This window comes from Streptomyces sp. NPDC057743 (genome assembly GCF_042798755.1).
Lineage (GTDB): Bacteria > Actinomycetota > Actinomycetes > Streptomycetales > Streptomycetaceae > Streptomyces.
In genome coordinates this window covers 1-14,322 of sequence record NZ_JBHVJX010000035.1, presented here as the reverse complement: position 1 = coordinate 14,322, position 14,322 = coordinate 1, and the positions used below count along the sequence as shown (strand labels likewise).

The 14,322-nt window shown below is 74.0% G+C and carries 12 protein-coding genes; 6 read left to right on the top strand and 6 right to left on the bottom strand.

The window, feature by feature from the left end:
- Window positions 1-21: 21 nt before the first annotated feature.
- Window positions 22-1,098, bottom strand: coding sequence for a Zn-dependent alcohol dehydrogenase (locus ACFVFQ_RS30630; protein ID WP_383422264.1), 1,077 nt, complete (start codon window positions 1,096-1,098; stop codon window positions 22-24).
- Window positions 1,099-1,184: 86 nt separating this feature from the next.
- Window positions 1,185-2,093 (bottom strand): MaoC/PaaZ C-terminal domain-containing protein, encoded by a 909-nt coding sequence (locus ACFVFQ_RS30625; protein ID WP_383422262.1) that lies wholly within the window; start codon window positions 2,091-2,093, stop codon window positions 1,185-1,187.
- A 505-nt stretch (window positions 2,094-2,598) separates the two neighbouring features.
- Here ACFVFQ_RS30625 and ACFVFQ_RS30620 point away from each other — a divergent pair.
- Both ACFVFQ_RS30620 and ACFVFQ_RS30615 read left to right on the top strand, forming a co-directional pair.
- Entirely contained in the window at window positions 2,599-3,894 is a 1,296-nt protein-coding gene (locus ACFVFQ_RS30620; RefSeq protein ID WP_383422260.1) for a histidine kinase, read from the top strand.
- Window positions 3,891-4,496: a response regulator gene (locus ACFVFQ_RS30615; protein WP_383422258.1), complete on the top strand. Its 606-nt coding sequence runs from the start codon at window positions 3,891-3,893 to the stop codon at window positions 4,494-4,496. The genes ACFVFQ_RS30620 and ACFVFQ_RS30615 overlap by 4 nt, the downstream gene beginning before the upstream one ends.
- Before the next feature lie 55 nt (window positions 4,497-4,551).
- Here the strand turns inward: ACFVFQ_RS30615 and ACFVFQ_RS30610 are convergent, their stop codons facing one another.
- The 4 genes from ACFVFQ_RS30610 to ACFVFQ_RS30595 form a co-directional block, all read right to left on the bottom strand.
- Window positions 4,552-5,997, bottom strand: a complete 1,446-nt coding sequence (locus ACFVFQ_RS30610) for an MFS transporter (RefSeq protein WP_383422256.1) — start codon at window positions 5,995-5,997, stop codon at window positions 4,552-4,554.
- Between the two features lie 120 nt (window positions 5,998-6,117).
- Window positions 6,118-6,291, bottom strand: coding sequence for a hypothetical protein (locus ACFVFQ_RS30605; RefSeq protein ID WP_383422254.1), 174 nt, complete (start codon window positions 6,289-6,291; stop codon window positions 6,118-6,120).
- Between the two features lie 86 nt (window positions 6,292-6,377).
- The gene (locus tag ACFVFQ_RS30600; protein WP_383422252.1) at window positions 6,378-7,571 is read right to left on the bottom strand and encodes a beta-ketoacyl synthase N-terminal-like domain-containing protein; all 1,194 of its coding nucleotides are present in this window, start codon (window positions 7,569-7,571) and stop codon (window positions 6,378-6,380) included.
- 28 nt (window positions 7,572-7,599) lie between these two features.
- Window positions 7,600-9,786, bottom strand: a complete 2,187-nt coding sequence (locus ACFVFQ_RS30595) for an acyl-CoA dehydrogenase (RefSeq protein ID WP_383422250.1) — start codon at window positions 9,784-9,786, stop codon at window positions 7,600-7,602.
- Between the two features lie 556 nt (window positions 9,787-10,342).
- Between ACFVFQ_RS30595 and ACFVFQ_RS30590 the strand changes: the two genes are divergently transcribed.
- The 4 genes from ACFVFQ_RS30590 (at window position 10,343) to ACFVFQ_RS30575 (ending at window position 14,115) form a co-directional block, all read left to right on the top strand.
- Entirely contained in the window at window positions 10,343-11,002 is a 660-nt protein-coding gene (locus ACFVFQ_RS30590) for a class I SAM-dependent methyltransferase (RefSeq protein ID WP_383422248.1), read from the top strand.
- A 19-nt stretch (window positions 11,003-11,021) separates the two neighbouring features.
- Window positions 11,022-11,909 (top strand): N-acetylmuramoyl-L-alanine amidase, encoded by an 888-nt coding sequence (locus ACFVFQ_RS30585; protein ID WP_383422246.1) that lies wholly within the window; start codon window positions 11,022-11,024, stop codon window positions 11,907-11,909.
- Between the two features lie 195 nt (window positions 11,910-12,104).
- Entirely contained in the window at window positions 12,105-12,929 is an 825-nt protein-coding gene (locus tag ACFVFQ_RS30580) for a hypothetical protein (RefSeq protein ID WP_383422244.1), read from the top strand.
- A 175-nt stretch (window positions 12,930-13,104) separates the two neighbouring features.
- Window positions 13,105-14,115, top strand: a complete 1,011-nt coding sequence (locus tag ACFVFQ_RS30575; RefSeq protein WP_383422242.1) for an LLM class F420-dependent oxidoreductase — start codon at window positions 13,105-13,107, stop codon at window positions 14,113-14,115.
- Window positions 14,116-14,322 lie beyond the last annotated feature (207 nt).

Sequence of the window (14,322 nt, the reverse complement as noted above, 5' to 3'; positions counted from 1 at the left end):
TCCTCTCCCGCCTCGTCGGCGTCAGATCTCGATGCAGGTGCGCAGCGCGGTGCCCGAACGCATCTGGTCCAGCGCGTCGTTGATGCCCTCCAGCCGGACCCGGTGGGTGATCAGTCCTTCGAGGTCGATCCGGCCGGCCCGCCACAGGGCGATGGCCCGCTCGTAGGAGCGCAGCACGTCCGCGCCCCCGTAGAGGGACGGCAGGATGCGCTTCTCGTCGAAGAACAGCTCGAACATGTTGACCTGGAAGGTGTCGTCCAGCGCGCCGGCGCCGACCACGCAGAGGGTGCCGCCGCGGCGGGTGGTCTCGTAGGCGGTGCGGGCGGTGGCGGACTTGCCGACGACCTCGAAGACGTAGTCGAAGCCCTCGCCGGCGGTGATCCTGCCCTTGGCGTCGGCGAGTTCGTCCGGGGCGACGGCCTCGGTGGCGCCGAAGCGGAGGGCGGCCTCGCGGCGGCTTACCACCGGGTCGACGGCGACGATCTGGGCGGCGCCGCAGGCCCGCGCTCCCTGGATGACGGAGATGCCGACGCCGCCGCAGCCGATCACCGCGACCGACGAACCGGCCGCCACCTTGGCGGTGTTGAAGGCGGCGCCGAGCCCGGTGGTGACCCCGCAGCCGATCAGGGCGGCGATCTCGTAGGGGACGTCGTCGGGGATCGGGACCGCGCAGTTGGCGGCGACCACCACCTCCTCGGCGAAGGTGCCGGTCCCGGCGAAGCCGAAGACCTCACCGCCGGGGCGTTGGAAGTTGGGGGTGCCGGCGTTCATGAAGCCGGCCAGGCACAGGTGGCTCTGGCCGCGCCGACAGGACGGACAGCTCCCGCAGGCGGGCAGCCAGCACATCAGGACCCGGTCGCCGGCCTTCAGGTCGCTGACCCCGTCGCCGACGTCGAGGATCTCCCCGGCCCCCTCGTGCCCGGGGACGAACGGCGTGGGCTGGGGCAGCACCCCGCTCATCGCGGAGAGGTCGGAGTGGCACAGTCCGGTGGCCCGGATGCGGATCCGGACCCGGCCGGGCCCGAACCCCACCGCCTCGACGTCGTCGAGCACCTCCAGCTCGTTTCGCCCCGTCTCGTGCTGAATGGCTGCGCGCATGCGACACCCGCTCCTCTCGTCTGTACGACATGCTGGTCCCGCCCCGGCTGACCGTCGGGGTAGCGCGGCCCGACGGCCGCTCGCCCTCAATCGCCGGACGGGCTGGGCAAACTGTGCTCGACCACGGTGTCCGCCAACACCGGTGCGTCGTCCCGCTCGACGGCGGTGACCGCGACGTGGATGCGGCCGCCGCCCTCCCGCTCCTGGCGCCACAGGCGGATCCGCAGCGTCTCCCCGGGGAACACCACGCCCGCGAACCGCGCCGTGTAGGACCGCACCCGGGTGACGTCCCCGCCCAACGCGGCGTCCACCACCGCCTTCAGCGTCACCCCGTACGAGCACAGGCCGTGCAGGATCGGCCGGTCGAAGCCGGCCAGCTTGGCGAACTCCGGGTCGGCGTGCAGCGGGTTCCAGTCGCCGGAGAGCCGGTAGAGCAGCGCCTGGTCGGCGCGGATCAGGCGCTCGGTGATCAGGTCGGGCGCCCGGTCGGGCAGTTCGCCGCGGACCGACGGGCCGCGCTCGCCGCCGAAGCCGCCCTCGCCGCGGACGAAGATCTGGGTGTCGCAGGTCCACAACGGCCCGTCGGCGTCGGCCACTTCGGAGCGCAGCACGATCACGGCGGCCTTGCCCTTGTCGTAGACGGCCGGGACGGTGGAGGTCTGGGTGGCGCGACCGTGCACGGGCAGCGGGCGGTGCACGGTGACGGTCTGCCCGCCGTGCAGGACGGCGGCCAGGTCGACGTCGATGCCGGGGGCGCTCAGGCCGCCGGCCAGCGCCATGCCCCCGCCGGCGACGGTGGCGAAGCTGGGCAGCACGTGCAGGGCGCTCTCCAGGGTGTAGCGGAGCTCGTCGGGGTCGGTGGCGGCGCCGGGCCTCTCCGAGGTGGCCGCGCCGGCGCCGATGCCGAGGTGGTAGAGCTGAACGTCCTTGTGGTCCCAGGCGAGTTCGGTGGTCCGCGGCTCGGCGGAGGTGGCCTTGGCGGCGTCGATGGGCATGGGGGTGCTGCTCTCCTTCACCACGGTGTTGAAGACCCCGGCCCAGCCGTCCGCACCGTCGGCCGTGCCGGGGTCGTCTCGGATCGGCGGGCCCGCGCTCGTCGGCGCAACTGTTCTAGAACGCGTTCTAGCCGATGGCAGTCATGTATAGCCGATGCGGGCGGCGCCCGGAAGACCCCTGACGGTATGTCAGATATCGCGGGCGACGGCCCCTACGGGAGCGCGCCCGCCGGGCGGCGCGCGTCGGCCATGACATTTGTCAGTGGTCTTTCCCCACATTCGGCACTGCCGCCGGGCCGCGACGCTCCGTAACGTCGTGGGTGTCGGGCGGCGCGCGGCGGCGGCACGGGGGAACGCCGCCGCGCCGAACCCGCAGACAGTGGCGGTGCCGGCCGTCCGGCTGGCACGCTTCGGCGGTCACGCGCCGCGAGCGCGGCCGGCCGGGCGGCTGGGAAGAGCACGGGGAAGGGTACGGAGCGGTGAGCGGGACGAGGCAGTGGGCGACATGAGGCCGGAGCGCGGACGGCGGGAGCGGGACGCGGCGCCCGAGGGCGCGGCGGACCGGCAGGGGTGCACGGCGGCGGAGCCGACCGAGCGGGTGCACAAGCGGCCCGGTCGGTACGCCTTCCTGCCCTGGTTGCTGATGGGGATGGGCGCGTTCTCCAACATCATCCAGGGCAAGGCCGGCAATCCCTGGCTGGCCGGCGCCGGGCTCCTGACCTTCAACTCCCTCTACGTCACGGTCGTCTTCTCCGCCTTCAACCCCCGCCGGCGCGACACCCGTTACCCCCTCTACGCCCTGGCCGCGCTGACCGCCGTCACGGTCGCCATCGCGCTCGGCTTCGGCGGCGAGTGGTTCCTGTTCTTCCCGCTGCTGTCGCTGGCCTCCGGCACGGTGCGGGCGCTGCGCGGCAAGCCGCTGGCGATCTGGCTGATCGCGCTCAGCGGCGCGGCCGGCTTCCTGTCCGGCTGGCACGGCGACGACCCCTGGGGCTCGTTCGGCATCGGCTACGGCACGTTCCTGTCCGGGATGGTGACGGCCACCGTCCTCAGCCTCTTCGACACCATCAACGAGCTGCGGGCCACCCGTCAGGAGCTGGCCCGCAGCGCCGTGGAGAAGGAGCGGTTGCGGTTCTCCCGCGACCTGCACGACCTGCTGGGGCACACGCTGTCCGTGGTGGTGGTGAAGGCGGAGGCGGTGCGCCGGCTGGCGCCCCGCGACCTCGACGCGGCGCTGGCCCAGGCCGCGGACATCGAGGCGGTGGGCCGGCAGGCGCTGACCGAGGTCCGGGAGGCGGTCAGCGGCTACCGCGAGGGCAGCCTGGGCACCGAACTCGACCGGGCCCGTTCGGCGTTGGACGGCGCCGGCATCGAGCCGGTGGTGCGGCGGGCCGGTCCGCCGCTGCCGCCGCAGGCCGAGGCGCTGCTGGGCTGGGTGGTACGCGAGGGCGTCACCAATGCCGTCCGGCACAGCGGCGCCACCCGCTGCGAGATCGAGGTGCACACCGACGACGAGCGGGTGCGGCTGACGATCACGGACGACGGGCGGGGTCCCCTAGGCTCCGCACCGGCGGACGCAGACGGGACGGACGGGACGGCCGACGCGGACGGGGTGGCCGCCTCCTCGCCCGACGCCACCGCGGGTCCGGCGGGTGGCACGGGTCTGACGGGGCTGGCCGAGCGGCTGGCCGCGGCGGGCGGCACGCTGCGCAGCGGCCCCGACGGCCGGCGCGGCTTCCGGGTGACCGCCGAACTACCGGTGGGCGCGGGCGATCTGGCGGATGAGGAGTGGGCCGGGTGATCAGGATCCTGCTGGCCGAGGACCAGCGGATGATGCGGGGCGCGCTGGCGCTGCTGCTCGACCTCGAAGCGGACATGGAGGTGGTGGCCCAGGTGTCGGCCGGCGACGAGATCGTCCCGACGGCGCTGACGTCCCGCCCGGACGTCGCGCTGCTGGACATCGAACTGCCGGGCCTCAGCGGGCTGGACGCCGCCGCCGAGCTGCGCGACCGGCTGCCGTCGTGCAAGGTGCTGATCGTCACGACGTTCGGCCGGCCCGGCTATCTGCGTCGCGCCATGGAGGCCGGGGCCTCCGGCTTCCTGGTGAAGGACGGCCCGGTGGAGGATCTGGCGGCGGCGATCCGCCGGGTGCTGGCCGGGGAGCGGGTGATCGACCCGGGGCTGGCGGCCGCCGCGTTGAGCGCCGGGCCCAATCCGCTGACGCCGCGCGAGCGCGAGGTGCTGACGGCCGCGGTGGACGGCGCGACGGTCGCCGACATCGCCGCCAAGCTGCACCTCTCGCAGGCCACGGTCCGCAACTACCTCTCGGCCGCCATCGGCAAGACCGGCACCCGCAACCGCATGGAGGCGGTCCGCGCGGCCCGCCGCAACGGCTGGCTGTAGCCGGCGCGTTGGGGCCGGGGCGGCCCGGCTGCTTCAGCCTTGGTTCAGCCCTGGTTCAGCCCAGGCCGACGTCCGCGCGCCGGCGGGGCAGCGCGAGCAGCATCAGCACGATGCTGCCGACCAGCACCATGGCGCCGACCAGGAAGGCCATGCCGTAGCCGCTGGCCAGGGCCGCCTGGTCGTGGCCGGCGGTGATCTGGGAGGCCGCGACGGTGGAGAGCACCGACAGGCCCAGCGCGCCGCCCATCTGCCGGGAGGTGTTGATCAGGCCGGAGACCAGGCCCTGTTCGGAGGGGCCGGCGCCGGAGGTGGCGATGGCCGCGGTCGGCGTCGCGGTCAGTCCGGCGCCCAACGCCATCAGGATGCCCGGGCCGAGGATCGTCCCCAGGTACGTCCCGTCGACGGTCAGCGTGCTCTGCCAGAGCATCCCGCACAGCGAGATCACCGCGCCGCAGACCGCCAGCGTCTTGGCGCCGATCCGGTTCATCAGGTGCGGCGCCGCCTTCGACCCGAGCACGATCGACAGCGAGTGCGGCAGGAAGGAGAGCCCGGCCTGAAGGGGGCTGTAGGAGAGGACGTTCTGCGTGTAGAGCGACAGGAAGTACCACATGGAGAACATCGCGGCGCCGGACAGCACCATCGCCGCGTTCGCCGAGGAGACCGAGCGCAGCCGGAACAGCCCCAGCGGCATCAGCGGCGCCTTGGTGCGCGCCTCGACGGCGACGAAGGCGGCGACCACCAGCAGTCCGGCGGCCAGCGGCAGCAGGGCGGCCGCCGATCCCCAACCGTGCGTCTCGGTCTGCACGATGCCGTACGCCACCAGGCCCAGCCCGCCGGTCACCAGCAGCGCGCCGGGCACGTCCAGCCGCCGTCCGGTGCCGTGCCGGCTCTCGGCCAGCCACCACGCCGCGCCGGTCAACACCAGTGCGCCCACCGGCACGTTGATCAACAGCACCCACCGCCACGACAGGTACTGGGTGAGGACGCCGCCGACCAGGCCGCCCACCGCGCCGCCGCCGGCGCCGACCGCCGTCCAGGTCGCGATCGCCCGGGTGCGGGCCGGGCCGGTCGGGAACGACGTGGTGAGGATGGTGAGGGTGGCCGGGGAGAGCACCGCGGCACCCACGCCCTGGATGGTGCGGGCGGCGATCAACTGCCAGGACTGTTGGGCGAGTCCGCCGGCCAGGCTTGCGACGGTGAACAGCGCCAGCCCCACCAGGAAGATCCGCTTGCGCCCGAAGATGTCGGCGGCCCGGCCGCCGAGCAGCATGAAGCCCGCGAAGGTGATCACATAGGCGTTGACGATCCACTGGAGGCCCAGCTCGGTCAGGCCGAGGCCGGTCCGCATGGCGGGCAGTGCCACATTGACGACGGAGACGTCGAGCACGACCAGGAACTGTCCGGCGCAGACCAGCAGCATCACCAGCCAGGCCGGCGCCGCCGCCCGGCGCTCGGTCGCGGACAGCGTGGAAGGGGTGGCTATCGGGGGCATGGGGGCCATGCTCGCACCGCACGCGCGCCCCGCGCATCGGGATAACGGTGCATGCGTCGCGCGCGCGGCCCTAGGACGCGGGACGTAGGCCGGGGCCGAGGGGTGCCACCCCGGCCCCGCGCACCGCACCTACGCGCGCTGTGCGCGCCGGCTCCGGAGGAGCCACAGCCCGCCCGCGCACGCCAGGCAGACCGCGCCGGAGCAAAGGCTCATCGCCGCCCGGAACGAGCCGTCCCACAGCGCGTAGGTGGCGAGGTTGAAGACGAGGGCGGCCACGAGCAGCAGCCAGAGCAGGGCCTTCATGGTGGGGGCTCCTCAGGTCAACGGGAAGGCGATCGTCCCCTCGACAGTACGCGAGCCGCCCTTCGCACCACACCGGCCCCCGGCGCTCACCTCCGCAACAGCGTCACCACCGCGGCGCCACCCAGGCCGATGTTGTGGGCGAGGCCGACGCGGGCGCCGGGGACCTGCCGGTCGCCGGCCGTGCCGCGCAACTGCCAGACCAGTTCGGCGGCCTGGGCCAGGCCGGTGGCGCCCAGCGGATGGCCCTTGGAGATCAGTCCGCCGGACGGGTTGACCACCCAGCGGCCGCCGTGGGTCGTGGCACCGTCGGCGATCAGCTTGCCCGACTCGCCGGGTGCGCACATCCCCAACGCCTCATAGGTCAGCAGCTCGTTGATGGAGAAGCAGTCGTGCAGCTCGATGACGTCGACGTCCTCGATGCCCAGGCCGGCGGCCGCGTAGACCTGGCGGGCCGCGTCGCGGGTCAGGGGCGCGCCGACCACGTCGATGCAGGAGCCGGAGGCGAAGCTCTCCTCGGTGTCGGTGGTCATGGCCTGGGCGGCGATCTCCACCGCCCGGTCGGCCAGGCCGTGTTCGCGGACGAACCGCTCCGAGGCGACCACCGCGGCGGCGGCGCCGTCCGAGGTCGGCGAACACTGGAGCTTGGTGAGCGGGGCGTGCACGGTGCGCGCGGCGAGGATCTCCTCGACCGCGTACGCGTCCCGGAACTGGGCGTAGGGGTTGTGCACGGAGTGCCGGTGGTTCTTGGCGCCCACCATGGCGAGCTGTTCGGCGGTGGTGCCGTGGCGGTCCATGTGCTCGCGGGCCGCGTTGCCGAAGATCTGGGCGGTGGGCGGGGTCATCTCGAAGCCGTGCGCCGCGGCCATCACCCCGTAATGCCGGGCGACCGGCGAACTCTTGAAGTCGCCCCCGTCCGCCCCGCCGCCCAGCGCACCGCGCTTCATCTTCTCGAAGCCCAGCGCCAGCACGCAGTCGTTGAGGCCCGAGGCGACGAACTGGCGGGCCAGCATCAGCGCGGTGGCGCCGGTGGCGCAGTTGTTGTTGACGTTGTAGACGGGGATGCCGGTCAGGCCCAGTTCGTAGACGGCGCGCTGGCCGGCGGTGGACGGCTGGAAGCAGTAGCCGACCGGCACCTGCTCGATCGCGTCGTAGTCGACGGCGGCATCGGCCAGCGCCGCGCCGCCCGCCTGTCGTGCCATGTCCCAGTACTGCCAGTCGCGGGTCTCGGGCTTCTCGAAGCGGGTCATCCCGACGCCGATGATGTACGCCGTGCCGGCCATGCGGACCTCCTGGGCCTAAGCCTTGCGGTCAGATGAGGGGACGGGGCTCGGGGTCGCGGGGCAGGCCGAGCAGCCGCTCCGCGACGACGTTGAGCTGGACCTGGGTGGTGCCGCCGGCGATGGTCAGGCAGCGCGACATCAAAAAGCCGTGCAGGGCCCGTTCGCCGGGGCCCTCGTTGACCGCGCCGGCCGGGCCGAGGAGTTCCAGGGCGAGGTCGGCGACCTTCTGCTGGTGCGCGGTCTGCAGCAGCTTGCGGACGCTCGCGCCGGCGCCCGGCTCCTCGCCGAGGACCCGTTGGAGGGTGGTGCGCAGCCCGATGCAGCCGAGCGCGTGCGCCTCGGCGGCCAGCTGGCCGAGGCGGGCACGGACGGCGTCGTCGAGGTCGGCGGTGCGCGCCAACAGGGCCGTAAGGCCGGTGTCGAAGGCCACTTGGTCGGCCATGTGGACGCGTTCGTTGCCGAGGGTGGTGCGGGCCACCCGCCAGCCGTCGCCGACCGCGCCGATGGCCGCGTCCGCCGGCAGCAGCACGTCGTCGAGGTAGACCTCGTTGAAGAGGGCGTCGCCGGTGATCTCCTTCAGCGGGCGGACGTCGACGCCCGGGCTCGTCATGTCGACGACGAAGAAGGTCAGGCCGCGGTGCTTGGGCGCGTCCGGATCGGTGCGGGCGAGCAGGATGCCGTGGCCGGCGCTCTGCGCGGCCGAGGTCCACACCTTCTGGCCGTTGACCCGCCACCGGCCGTCCGCGGTGCGCTCGGCGCGGGTGCGCAGCGACGCCAGGTCCGATCCGGCCTCCGGCTCCGAGAAGAGTTGACACCACGTCAGGTCGCCGCGGAGGGTGGGCGGCAGGTACCGCTCCTGTTGGGCGGCGGTGCCGTGGGCGAGGAGGGCCGGCACCACCCAGGTGGCGATGCCCAGTTCGGCCACCCGGACGCCGGCGGCGGCCATCTCCTGCTGGATGGCGAGCTGTTCCACGGGCCCGGCGCCCAGCCCGTAGGGGGCGGGGAGGTGGGGCGCGGCGTATCCGGTGGGGGCCAGGGCGCGGCGGGCCGCGGCGGGGTCCAGGCCGCGCACCCGCTCGACGGCGGTGCGCGCCGCCTCCCGGAACTCCTCGGCCTCGGCGGGGAGTTCCAGGCTCAGGGCGCGGCGGGCGCCGGCGGCGGCGAGGCGGGCGGCGCGCTGCCGGTGGGCGGCGCCGCCGCCGAGCAGCTGCCGGGCGGTGATCGCCCGGCGCAGATGGAGGTGGGCGTCGTGCTCCCAGGTGAAGCCGATGCCGCCCAGGACCTGGATGCAGTCCTTGGCGCAACCGACGGCGGCGTCCAGGGCGGTCGCGGTGGCCAGCGCGGCGACCAGGCCGCGCACCTCGGGCCCCGCGTCGGCGGCCCGGGCGGCGTCCCAGACCAGCGCGCGGGCCTGCTCGCAGCGGACCAGCATGTCCGCGCAGAGGTGCTTGACGCCCTGGAACTGGCCGATGGGGCGGCCGAATTGCTCGCGCACCGCGGCGTGCGCGGCGGCGGTCTCCACCGCCCGGGCGGCGGTGCCACAGCCCTCCGCGGCGAACAGCAGCCCGGCCAGATCGCGGACCAGCGCGCCGTCGACCGCGAGCCGCCGCGCGCCGGGCACCGCCGTCCCGTCGGCGCGGACCTCGGCGGTCGGCCGGGTCGGGTCGGCGCTGTCCTGGACGCGGACGGCGAGGTCCGCGGCGTCCACCGCCAGCCACACCGTCCCCGAGGCGGCCTTCGCCGCCAACACGATCAACTCGGCGTCGCCGCCGGCCAGGACCGGGGGCGCGGTGCCGTCCAGGAGGTAGCCGTCGTCGCTCGCCACGGCGGTGAGCGAGCCACTGCCGAGGGCGACGGCGGCGGTCCGCCCGCCGGTGGCCAGTGCCCGCACCAGATCCCGGGGCGCGCCCCCGCGGTGCAGCAGCGCGGCGGCGAGGACGGTGGGCAGATAGGGGCCGGGCAGCGCGGCGCGGCCGAACTCCTCCAGCACGACGGCGAGATCGAGCAGTGCGCCGCCGCCCCCGCCGTCCGCCTCGGGGAGGTGCAGGCCGAGCAGCCCCTGCTCGGCGAGCCCGTCCCAGTGGGCGGGCCGGCCGGTCCGCTCCGGCGCGGCGTCGAGCAGCTTGCGCACGTCCTCGGGCGGTACGGCCCGCGCGACCCAGCCGCGCACCGCCTCCGCAAGGTCCCGGTGGTCCTGCGTGATTCCGATGCCCATGCCCGGCAGAGTAGAACACGTTCCAATCTGACGGAAGGTCAGCTGACCGGCCGGATGCCCACCCGGGGCGCGCCGGCCCGGACGCGGCCGGCCCGCCCCTCCCCCGCCCCGCAAACGCCCCGCCGAATTCCGTACCGCCCGCCCGCTATTCCCCTCCCACCCCACCACGACCGGTTTATCGACGCCCCTAATACGGCCCCGGATTCGGCGCGCTTAAGCACGCACGCGGACATCCGCAGGGGCGCCCCCGGACACGCACGCGGACACACCCAGACACTTACGAACGCTTACCCGGCGAACGCTTACGACGCACTCGGAAGCACCCCTGACGCGCGCGTTCCGGGCGAGTTCCACGGCACGTTCCGGCACACCTCTCCCGCACCCCCGAATACCACGAATTCCCGGCCGCTTCCCGACCGCTTCCCGACCTCCGTAACGCCCCGGGAACCGGAAGCCGGGCCGCCGAAGAGCCGCTGACCCGACCCCCGTTCCGCACCCCACCCTCCATACGGCACGATCCCTCTCGCAGGAGAAGTCCACCCACAGGAGGAAGCCCATGACCGCCCCCACGGCACCGCTCGCGCCCCGGCCGGAGATCCTCGCCGCGTTCGAGGCGGCGAAGGGCTTCATGCCCGTGGACGAGGGGCTCGCCCTGTACGCGGCGGCCTGTGAGGCGGCGGCGCTGGGGTTGCCGCTGGTGGAGATCGGCACCTACTGCGGCCGCTCCACGCTGCTGCTCGCCGAGGCGGCGCGGACCGCCGACGTGATGGCCGTCACGGTGGACCACCACCGGGGCAGCGAGGAGCAGCAGCCCGGTTGGGAGTACCACGATCCGGAGGTCGTCGATCCGGTCATCGGACGGATGGACACCCTGCCGACCTTCCGCCGCACGCTGCACGCCGCGGGCCTGGAGGACCGGGTGATCGCCCTGGTGGGCCGCTCGCCGCGGATCGCTGACGCGTGGCAGGCGCCGGCCGGCCTGGTCTTCATCGACGGCGGCCACACCGACGAGCACGCCAGAGCCGACTACGAGGGCTGGGCCCCGCGCGTCGCCGACGGCGGGCTGCTGGTGATCCACGACGTCTTCCCGGACCCGGCGGACGGCGGCCAGGCCCCCTACCGCATCTACCGCCGGGCCCTGGACTCCGGCGCGTTCACCGAGGTCTCGGCGCACCGTTCGCTGCGCGTTCTGCGGCGTACCGGCCCCGGAATCTGAGCCGGCTACCATCGCGCAGATGTCGAACGGCACTTTCCCCCCACCCCGCCGCCGTCCGCGCGGCACCCTGCTGATCGCGCTCGCTGTGGTGGTGGCCGTCGGCGTCGGCGGCTGGCTGGTCTGGCGGCCGCCGGCCGGTGGCCACTCCCCCGCCGGCGCCGCCACCTCGCCGGCGCCGGGCACCACCCCCACGACCGGCGACGACCGCCCGGCCCCCACCGGCGCCCCACACGCCGGCCTCAAGGGCAAGACCGTGCTGCTCGACCCCGGCCACAATCCGCACAACCGCGACCACACCGCCGAGATCGCCCGCTCCGTCGACGTCGGCAACGACCACAAGGAGTGCGACACCACCGGCACCGCCACCAACGACGGCTACGCCGAGGCGGACTTCACCCTCGACGTCGTCCGGCGGGCCCGCGCGCTCCTGGAGGCCGCGGGCGCCCGGGTCGTCCTCACCCAGGACGGCGACCGTCCGTACGGGCCGTGCGTGGACGCCCGCGCCGCGGCCGGGAACCGGGTCCGCGCGGACGCCGCGGTCTCCGTCCACGCCGACGGCTCGGTCCCCGGCAACCGCGGCTTCCACGTCATCCTCCCGGCCCGCGTGAGCGCCGGCGCGGCCGACACCTCCCGGATCGTCGCGCCCTCGCGGGACTTGGGCACGCGACTGGCCGACCACTTCGCGACAACGACCGGAAGTTCTCGTTCCAATTACCTCGGGCACGGCACCGGGTTGGACGTCCGCTCCGATCTCGGCGGACTGAACCTCTCCACCGTGCCGAAGGTGTTCATCGAGTGCGGCAATATGCGCGATCCGAAGGACGCCGCGCAATTGACCGACGCCGCTTGGCGGGAAAAGGCAGCCCGCGGGATCACGGAGGGCATTACGGACTTCTTGACGCGCTGAACGGACTTCCCACCGCCCGCCGAACGGACTTCCACCCGCGGGCCGCGCCGATACCGCGGGGCGGCCCACAGGATTCGGCGATAGGTTCCCCTTTACGATGGGGGCCCCTCGCCGTGCCTCGCACCGCGCGCCAACGACCGCGTCGACGCCGTCACGCGGTCGACCAGGAACACGAAACCGACAAAGGACCTTTACGTGAACATCCGCTCCCTCAGTCGAGGCGACGGCGTGGCGATCGGAGCAGCGGTAGTGCTGTTGATCGCCTCGTTCCTCAACCTCAACTCGTACGGCGATGCAAACGCCTGGCAAGCGCTGCACCTGTTGATGAGCATCTACCTGGCCGGCGTCATCGCGGCCGCGCTGATCGTCACGTCGCGGGCGCTGCCGCAGCCGCGCAAGGTCGCCGGGCTGGAGCTCGGTCAGTTCGGCGTGGCACTGTCCCTGTTCGCCGCCTGGACCGCGTTCTGGGCGCTCATCGACAGCCCCGGCGCGGGCATCGGTCTGATCCTCGGCCTGATCGCCGCGCTGGCCCTGGCGGGCGCCGCGGTCGCCACCCCGCTCGTCCCGGCCCTGAAGCTCCCCCTGGTCGGCGCGCCCCGCCCGACACCGGTCGCCGGCCCGTACGGCGGCGGCGCCCAGCCGCCCCAGGGCTACGGTTACCCGGCGGGCGGGCAGCAGCAGGGCGGCTACGGCTACCCCGGCGGCCAGTCCTACGGCGGCCAGCAGGCCCCGGCCGGTGACGCCGGCGCCACCGTCGGGCACGCGGCGGGGGCGGCGGCCGGCGGCGCGGCGGGCGCCACCCCGGCGGCCGGCGCCCCGGCCGAGTTCGCTCCGTTCTGGTTCGCGGTGCCGGTGACCCGCCCGCTCTACGGCGAGGACAGCTCGCCCTCCCCGATCGCCGAACTGGCGCCCGGCACCTGGTACCTCGCGGTGGACCAGCGCGGCTCCGCGCTGGTCGCGCAGACCCAGGACGGCCGGCGCGGCATCCTCCAGGACACCACCGGCATCCAGCGCGGCTGACCACGCCTCACCGCGCCCCGCGCGCCCACCCCACGGCCCCCGCCTCCCGCAGGCGGGGGCCGTTGCCATGTCCGCACCACCCCCGTACAGTGCCCGACGCAACACACCCACCTGACGCCTCGTCACATCACCGAGCAATCCCAGCTGTTGACAGTCTTTTGCTAAGGGGCGGCCCATGCGACTCGGCCTGGCACTCGGCTACTGGGGCCGCGGCCCCGACCCCCGGCACCTCGACCTCGCCCGCGAGGCCGAACGCCTGGGCTACGACTCGGTGTGGACCGCGGAAGCCTGGGGCTCCGACGCGTTCACCGCGCTCACCTGGATCGCCGCGCACACCTCCCGCATCAAACTGGGCACCGGCATCGCCCAGATGGCCGCCCGCACCCCCACCGCCACCGCGATGCACGCACTCACCCTCGACCACCTCTCCGGTGGGCGGCTGATGCTGGGGCTGGGGCTGTCCGGGCCGCAGGTCGTCGAGGGCTGGTACGGCCGCCCGTTCCCCAAGAGCCCGTTGACCGCCACCCGGGAATACGTCGACGTCGTCCGCCAAGTCCTGCGCCGCCAGGGCCCGGTGGCCTCCGACGGCCGCTTCCACCCCCACCCCTACCGCGGCCCGGACGGCACCGGCCTCGGCAAGCCGCTGAAGCCCATCACGCACCCGCTCCGCGCCGACCTGCCCATCCTGCTGGGCGCGGAGGGCCCCCGGAACGTCGCCCAGACCACCGAAATCGCCGACGGCTGGCTACCGCTGTACTGGTCACCCACCCGCCCCGAGGTCTACGGCCCCTCCCTGACCTCCGTCCCCGACGGCTTCCTGATCGCCCCCATGGTGCGCGCCCAGGTCTGCGACGACATCGCCGAGGGACTGCTCCCCGTCAAGGCCATGCTGGGCTGCTACATCGGCGGCATGGGCCACGCGACCAAGAACTTCCACGCCGACCTGATGGCCCGCATGGGCTTCGAGGACGCCGCCCACCGCGTCCAGGAGCTCTTCCTCCAGGGCCGCCGCGAGGAGGCGGTCCTCGCCGTCCCCGACGCCTTCGCTGACGAGATCTCACTCGTCGGCCCGCCCCAACGGATCGCCGAACGCCTCCAGTTGTGGCGCGAAAGCGCCATCACGGACCTGCTGGTGACGGCACCGGACCCGCCAACGCTGAGGGTCCTGGCGGACCTATCCGCCTGACGGTTGCCCCACGTTGTCGACTTTCCCGCCGTGCGGGTTGCTGTCTTTGCGCCTTGCGGCGCTGGCCGTGCCGCTGCGCGGGGCGGTGCCGCTGCGCGGGGCGGGCCGACTTGTTGTCCGCTGCGCGGGGCTGTTGGGTGCGGTGACGGACCTCCGGGGTGGGGGTGCCAGACTGCTTCGCTTTACGTCTGGCACCCCCACCCCTCC